At 67.4% G+C, this 7,458-nt stretch carries 6 protein-coding genes; 4 read left to right on the top strand and 2 right to left on the bottom strand.

The window, feature by feature from the left end; genetic code table 11:
- Positions 1-81 precede the first annotated feature (81 nt).
- The gene (locus tag G3N93_RS30080; protein WP_241026758.1) at positions 82-1,347 is read right to left on the bottom strand and encodes a sugar ABC transporter substrate-binding protein; all 1,266 of its coding nucleotides are present in this window, start codon (positions 1,345-1,347) and stop codon (positions 82-84) included.
- Positions 1,348-1,603: 256 nt separating this feature from the next.
- Here G3N93_RS30080 and G3N93_RS30075 point away from each other — a divergent pair, with 256 nt between their 5' ends.
- From G3N93_RS30075 to G3N93_RS30060, 4 genes are all read left to right on the top strand, one after another.
- The gene (locus G3N93_RS30075; RefSeq protein WP_174942768.1) at positions 1,604-2,545 is read left to right on the top strand and encodes a LysR family transcriptional regulator; all 942 of its coding nucleotides are present in this window, start codon (positions 1,604-1,606) and stop codon (positions 2,543-2,545) included.
- 153 nt (positions 2,546-2,698) lie between these two features.
- On the top strand, positions 2,699-4,387 hold the full coding sequence (locus G3N93_RS30070) for a GMC family oxidoreductase (RefSeq protein WP_174939576.1): 1,689 nt from the start codon (positions 2,699-2,701) through the stop codon (positions 4,385-4,387).
- A gap of 12 nt (positions 4,388-4,399) precedes the next feature.
- A complete protein-coding gene (locus G3N93_RS30065; protein ID WP_206134581.1) occupies positions 4,400-5,857 on the top strand; it encodes an aldehyde dehydrogenase family protein in 1,458 nt (485 codons plus the stop codon).
- A complete protein-coding gene (locus G3N93_RS30060) occupies positions 5,854-6,846 on the top strand; it encodes an amidohydrolase family protein (protein ID WP_206124298.1) in 993 nt (330 codons plus the stop codon). The genes G3N93_RS30065 and G3N93_RS30060 overlap by 4 nt, the downstream gene beginning before the upstream one ends.
- Before the next feature lie 103 nt (positions 6,847-6,949).
- Here the strand turns inward: G3N93_RS30060 and G3N93_RS30055 are convergent.
- The coding region (locus G3N93_RS30055; protein ID WP_206134580.1) for an amidohydrolase at positions 6,950-7,458 on the bottom strand (509 nt) is incomplete at its 5' end.

The following is a 7,458-nucleotide window of genomic DNA, read 5'->3' as shown; positions in this document are numbered from 1 at the left end:
CGCGCGCGGCCGCGCCGGGCGGACGGTGCGGAAGGCGGGGAAGGGGCCGGACGGACGCCGAGCGCGCGTCCGCCGGCGCCGTCATTTGCGAGCGCCATGTTCGAGCGCATCCTTCGCGTACTGGGCCGCGTCGTCGAGCGTGCCGCGTACGTCGGTCTGCGTGCCGGTGAACACCTGCTCGAGCGCGATGCCGAGGTTGTCGCCGATATCCGGCCACTGCGGCGTGCGCCAGATCGTCACCTGCGTGACCGGGTTGGTGTCGTTCAGCCCGGCCTGGATCTGCGGCGCGACGTGCTGCTTGAAGTACGGGCTGGCGATCGTGCTCGACCGGTTGTAGTCGCTGAACACGCCGTTGCGCAGCCGGGCCTGTTCCTGGTCCTTGCTGGTCGCCCACGCGATGAAGCGGCCGGCGGCCATTCGCGTGCAGTCGTCCTTCGCGCCGACCGCCGAGATCGCGAAGCCGTGGCCGTAGGCGGCCGACGGCAGCGGCGCGGGCGGGCGCGTGTAGCCGACCTTGCCGGCCACGCTCGACTTGCTCGCATCCTCCATCCAGTCCGCGAACGGCGTCGATTCGATCATGAACGCGACCTTGCCCGAGCGGAACGCTTCGAGCGCATTGCTCCAGTCGTAGGTCGCGGCGCCCGGCGGCGCGTACTTGAACAGGTCGCTGTAGAGCTGCGTGGCCTTCACGGCGGCCGGCGAATTGAACGCGGGCTGGCCGCTCTTGTCGGTCCAGGCGCCGCCCATCCCGAGCATGAACGGCGACCAGCGCCACACGTTCATCCCCGAGCCGCGCTGGCCGCGTGCGACCCAGCCGTACAGCTTCGGCGGCGCGTTGAGCTTCTTGATCGCGGCGACGAGCTGGTCGAGCGTCTTCGGCACCGGGATGTGCGCGGCGTCGAGCAGGTCGCGGCGGTAGAACAGGAAGTCGCCGCCGCCGATCAGCGGCGCGAAGTATGCGACGCCGTTGTAGCTCGCGACCGCGCGGCGGCCGGGCAGGAAGTCGTCGTAGTCGTATTCCTTCGGGTAGTACTTGAGGAGCGGCACGATCCAGTTGGCCGACGCGAATTCGGCGACGTTCGCCTCGTCGACGTAGTAGATCTGGTACGAGCCTGCGCCGGTCGACGCGTCGAGCCGCGATTTCGCGCGGCGGTCGTTTTCGCCGAAGTAGCTGATCTCGACCCTGGTGCCGCTCTTCTTCTCGTAGTCGGCCAGCGATTTCTCCATCACCGTCAGGCCGAGACTCTTCTGCGCGAGCACCCGAAGGGTCGGCACCTTGCAGACCTGTGCGGCCGCGACGCCCGGCAGACAGGCGCCGAGCAGCACGCCGGCTGCGACGATTCGCATCTTGTTCACCCGTGTCTCCTTGATTCTGCTTGTTCGAATGCCGTCGATGACGACAGGAACAATGGTGTGACGGGGGCGATGCGATCACCACATCAAAAGAATTCGCGGACCGATACTTTTTGCTCAGGTTCGGTCGTGCGATGCACAAAATGTGGTGGTGGGGCGAGCGGCGGGCCGGCGGCGGCATGACCGAGCAGGTTCGGCCCGCGCGTGGCACCATCGCCGGCATTGCGCCAGCGCCCAGTCGAAACGGATGATGAACAAATTTACCGACATGAGTACGTTCGTGGCCGTGGTCGAGGCAGGGAGCTTCTCCGAAGCCGCCCGCCGCCTCGGTACCACCAAGTCGATCGTCAGTACCCGTATCCAGAAGCTCGAGCGACGTCTCGCCTGCGCACTGCTCAAGCGTGGCCGTTCACTGCAACTGACCGATCCGGGGCAGCGGTTCTTCGAGCAAGCGCGGCAGCTTCTGCAGGAACTCGAGCGCATCGAGGGCGAAGTGAACGAAGCCGGCTCGAGCCTGAGCGGCAACCTGAAGCTGTCCGTGCCGGTCACCTTCGTCGCGCGCTATCTTGCGCCGCTGCTCTCGCGTTTCGCGGACATGTATCCGGCGCTGTGCCTCGACGTCGAAGCGGACGACCGGCTGTCGAATCTCCAGGACGGACATTTCGACGCGGCGATCCGTCTCGGTCCGCTCGCCGATTCCAGCCTGGTCGCGCGCCCCGTCACCGTCAACCGGCACCTGATCTGTGCGAGCCCGGGCTATCTCGAGCGACGCGGCATGCCGGCGCATCCCGACGACCTGCCGCAACACGACGGCTTGCTTTATCTGAATCGCGAACCGCATGGGATGTGGAGCCTGCCGCTCGAGTACGAAAAGCAGTCGTTTCGCGTCAGGGTGCGGATGCGGACCGATTCGGGCTTCCAGCTGCTTGCCGGGGCGATCGCCGGGCTGGGGCTCGCGATCCTGCCGACCTTCCTGGCGTCCGACGCGCTGGTGTCCGGCGAGCTCGTGTCGGTGCTGCCGGAATATGCGCCGTCCGGCGGGCAGGTCAATGTCGTCTATCGCAAGACGGTTCGCACGTCGCCCAAGATCCAGGCGCTGGTCCGGTTCCTGGAGGAGGAGATCGGCCATCCGGCCCGCTGGGACATGCCGCTGATCGAACGCGGCCTGCTGCCGCATCCTTCGCATGCTTGAACCTGCCGCCGCCTCGCCGACGGGGGCGGCGCGCCTGACGGGCAGACGCGAGCGTTCGGAAAAAGCGAACCACCGGTTCGGTTTCCGCTAGCTATCCGGTCGCGGGGCCCGACCGTACTGTGGCACACGCATTCAATGGAGAAAGCGTCTGCCATGAAGAACACCCCGCTGCATCATCCCGCGCGCCGCGTCATGCTCGCGCAAACCCTCGCCCATTCGGCGACGCTCGCTGTCGGTTCGCTGCTCGGCGCCGACGCGATCGCGGCCAGTGCGGCGAGCTCGTCGAGTTCGTCGAACGCGTCCAGCTCGGGCGCCGCGGACACATCGCCCCGCACCAGGACCGCAAGCGGCCCGCGAACCGTCGATGTACTGGTCGTCGGCGGCGGTTCTGCCGGCGCCGTCATGGCGGCCCGCCTGAGCGAGAAGGCCAGCCGCCACGTCCTGCTGCTCGAGGCCGGGCACAACTATGCCGCGTGGGACTATCCGCACGTGATCGCCAGCAGCGATATCGTCGGGGGCGATGCGCGGCATGAATGGGGCTATCGCACGCAGGCCGGCTACGTCGATCACCCGATCAACGCACTGCGCGGCAAGGTGCTCGGCGGCAGTTCGGCGATCAACGGGGCCGTCGCCATTCGCGCGCGGCCGCAGGACCTGAAAAACTGGAATCTGCCCGGCTGGTCGTACGAGGAGATGCTGCCGTCGTTCCGGCGGCTCGAGCATCGCGACAACGACAGCGTGTCGCACGGCCAGGCGGGGCCGCTGCCGGTGCGTCAACTGACGCGCGACGACATCACGCCGATGCAGCGCGCGTTCGTCGATGCGACCCTCGCGAACGGTTATCGCGCGATCGAGGATTTCGACGGCGCGGACGCCAACGGCGTCGGCCCGTATCCGATGAACATCGTCAACGGCGTGCGCGTCAACACGGGCATGGCCTACCTGACCAACGAGGTCCGGGCGCGCTCGAACCTGACGATTCGCGGCGGTGCGCTGGTCGATCGCGTGCTGTTTGCGCACGGGCGGGCCATCGGCGTGCGGCTCGACAACGGCGAGGAGATTCACGCGAACGAGGTGGTCCTCAGCGCGGGGGCGTACGGCAGTGCAGCCATTCTGCTGCGTTCGGGCATCGGGCCGGGCGCCGACCTGCGCGCGCTGTCGATTCCCGAAGTGGCCGCGTTGCCGGTGGGCCAGCGCCTGAAAGATCACCCGTTCTACTACAACGCGTATGCGGCTCGCCCCGACCGGATCGGCGATCAGTCGCCGTCGATCGGCGCGTTCCTGTGGACGAACAGTTCGACTGCGCAGCACGGCGATCTCGATCTGCACATCACCGCGACGCATCTGTTCCCGCACGACCAGAGCCCGACCAAGGTCGGCTTCGTGCTCGCGGTCGCGCTCACGCGGCCGTTGTCGGTCGGCAGCCTGAAGCTCGCGAGCCGGCAGGCCGGCGATGCGCCCGTGATCGACCTGAATTTCCTCGGCGAAGCGCAGGATCGCGCGCGGCTGCTCGAAGGCATCAAGCTGGCGCGCCGGATCGGCCGCACCGCGCCGCTGTCCGGTCTCATTCATTCGGAACTGAATCCGGGGCCGGGCGCGGAATCGGACGAACGGATCCTGGCGTCGGCGCGCTCGACGCTCGACACGTACCACCATCCGACTTCGACCGCGCCGATGGGCGTGATCGACGATCCGCATGCCGTCGTCGATCTCGAAGGGCGGGTGCATGGCGTGAGCGGCCTGCGTGTCGTCGACGCGTCGATCTTTCCGGATGCGATTTCGGTCGCGACCAACATCACCACCATTGCGACGGCCGAGCATATCGCCCGCCGCTACAGCTGACCGGGGAACGTCATGAATGTTGCTGCTCCCGTATTGAACTGGATCGATGGCGAGTGGGTGGATTCACCCGCGCATCGCGACTCCGTCGATCCCGCGACCGGCTCGGTGATCGGCCGCTATGCCGACGGCGGCGAGCCCGAAGCGCGCGCGGCGATCGACGCGGCCCTGCGTGCATTTCGCGACACGCCGTGGAAGCACGATGCCGCGCTGCGCGCACGCGTGCTGGACGAACTGGCCGCCGCGTTCGAGCGGCATGCCGACGCGCTGATCGAACTGCTGGCGCTCGAGAACGGCAAGATCAAGCCCGAAGCGCATTTCGAAGTGTCGATGGTGCCGTCGAAGCTGCGCTACTACGCGGCGCTGGCGCGGGCCGAAACGGGCCGCAGCGGAACGCCGCGGCCGGATGTCGTGTCGCTCGTGCTGCGCGAGCCGATGGGCGTCGCCGGCATCATCGTGCCGTGGAATTCGCCCGTCGTGTTGATGGTGCGCTCGCTCGCGCCGGCGCTGGCGGCGGGGACGACGACGGTCATCAAGATGCCGGGCCAGACCGCGCAGACCAATGCGCTCGTGTCGCGGATCCTGTCCGAAGCGCCGTCGCTGCCGCGCGGCGTCATCAATCTGTTCAGCGAATCGGGTGCGGACGGATCGAAGACCCTGATCGCCTCGCCCGACGTGCCCGTCATCAGCTTCACGGGCTCGACCGCGACCGGGCGCGCGATTTCCGCCGTCGGTGCGCAGCGGCTCAAGCGCTTCGGTCTCGAGCTCGGCGGAAAGACGCCGCACGTGGTGTTCGACGACACCGATCTCGATGCGGCCTTGCCCGTCATCGAAAAATCGCTGACGGTGTTTGCCGGGCAGTTCTGCATGACCGGCTCGCGCCTGCTGGTACAACGCGGCATCGCCGACGCGGTGCGCACGCGTCTCGCGCAACGCCTGGCCGCGGTGCGGGTCGGCCCGGCCGCCGATCCGCTCAGCGATATGGGGCCGCTCATCGACAAGCCCAACGTCGCGCGTGTCGATCGCGCGGTCGAAGAGGCGATCGCGGCAGGCGCGAAGGTGGTCGTGCGCGGCGGCCCGGTGACTGACGGCGAACTGGCGCGCGGTGCGTTCTATCGCCCGACATTGCTCGAAGTCGACAGCGCCCGGCTCGAGATCGTCCAGAAGGAAACCTTCGGGCCCGTGATGACGATGCAGGTGTTCGATACCGAGGCGGAAGCCGTCGCGCTGGCCAACGACAGCGAATATGGCCTGGCCGCCGCGGTCTGGACACGTGACGTGCAGCGTTCGATGCGGGTGGCGCGGTCGCTTCAGGCCGGCACGATCTGGATCAACGACTGGGCGAAGGTCTACGACGAATTCGAGGAGGGCGGGTATCGGCAATCCGGCCTGGGTCGCCTCAACGGCGCGGCCGCGATCGACGACTTCATCGAATACAAGCACATCACGCTGACGACCGGAGACGCGCTGTGAAAGCCAAGATCGTACTGGAAGAACACCTGTCCACTGCCCTCAACAACAGCATGTGGGATGCGTCCGGCGAAGCCGCGCGCAACGGGAAAGCCTATATGGACGACGTCGAGGCGCGGCTGCTCGACGCGGACCGGCGGATCGAGGAGATGGACCGGTGCGGGATCGACGTCGCGGTGCTGTCGCTGACGTCGCCCGGCGCGCAATCGATTCTCGACCGCGCGGCGGCCGTCGATTTCGCGAAGCGGACCAACGACGAGATCGTCGAGCGCTACACCTCCGTGCATCCCGGGCGTCTGCAAGCGTTCGCGACAGTCGCGCTGCAGTCGCCCAGGGACGCGGCCGACGAACTCGAACGGGCCGTCGTGGAGCTTGGCATGCGGGGCGCGCTGGTGAACGGCTATACGAACATCGGCAACGCCGACACCGCGCAGTATCTCGACGAGGCGCCGGTCTGGGAGTTTTGGGAGCGCGCGGCCACGCTCGATGTGCCGGTCTATCTTCATCCGCGCGAGGCGTTGCCGAGCCAGCAGCGAATCTATGAGGGCTATTCGTCGCTCGTCGGCTCGGCGTGGGGGTTCGCGCATGAGACGGCCACGCATGCGATCCGCCTGATGCTGAGCGGCCTGTTCGATCGCTACCCGAACCTGACGGTCATCCTGGGGCATCTCGGCGAAGGGTTGCCGCTGATGCTGCCGCGCCTCGAGCATCGGCTTCGCATGCAGCGGGACGGCGCCGGGCTGGGGCAGGCGAAGCGCCCGGTCGGCGAGTATTTCAGCAACAACTTCTACGTCACGACGAGCGGCCACTTTCATACGAAGGGGCTGCTCGACACGATCAGTGAAGTCGGCGTCGATCGCGTGCTGTTTTCCGCCGATTACCCGTACGAGAGCATGCAGACTGCCAGCGAATGGTTCGATCACGCATTGCTGAGCGAAAACGACCGGGTCAAGATCGGCCGCACGAATGCGGCGCGTCTGTTCGGGTTCTGATCCCGGCGGCAGTTGAAAGCGGGATACGTTCCGCTGCTGTGACTGACGGCACGCGTCGCGCTGATGGGCGTCGCGTGCCGTTTCGGGTTGGGGGGCGTGAGCGTCAGTTTGCGTGCGCGGCAGCGGCAGCCGCGTCTGCATCGATCCGATACACCCGCAGCGCGTTGTCATGCCAGATCGCGCGACGCTCGGCGTCATCGAGGTTCGTCATCGCACGAGCGAACGTGCGCAGCAGCGCGGGATACGACACACGCAGCCCGGCCACCGGAAAGTTGCTGGCGAACAGGCAGCGCTGCGCGCCGAAGATCGCGATCGTGTCGCGGATGATCCGTGCGTTGTCCGCCTCGTTCCACACGGCATGGCGCAAGCCGAGTTCGGAGATCTTCACGGTGACACGCGGCGACGCGGCAAGCGCCACCATGCCGCGCCGCCATCGCGCGAGCCCTGCATCCGAGCGATCCCACGGCAGCCCCGCATGTTCGAGCACGACGTCGACATACGGTGTATCGGCCAGCAGCGCAGCCGCTTCCTCGAGATGCCAGAACGGTACGCGCAGATCCCAGCTCAGGCCGTGCGCGGCGAGGCGTTCCAGCGCGGCCGGCCAGCGCGGAA

This window comes from Burkholderia sp. Se-20378 (assembly GCF_017104665.1).
Lineage (GTDB): Bacteria > Pseudomonadota > Gammaproteobacteria > Burkholderiales > Burkholderiaceae > Burkholderia > Burkholderia lata.
Note: the sequence above shows the minus strand (reverse complement) of the source record. Positions and strands in the feature narration are given on the sequence as shown.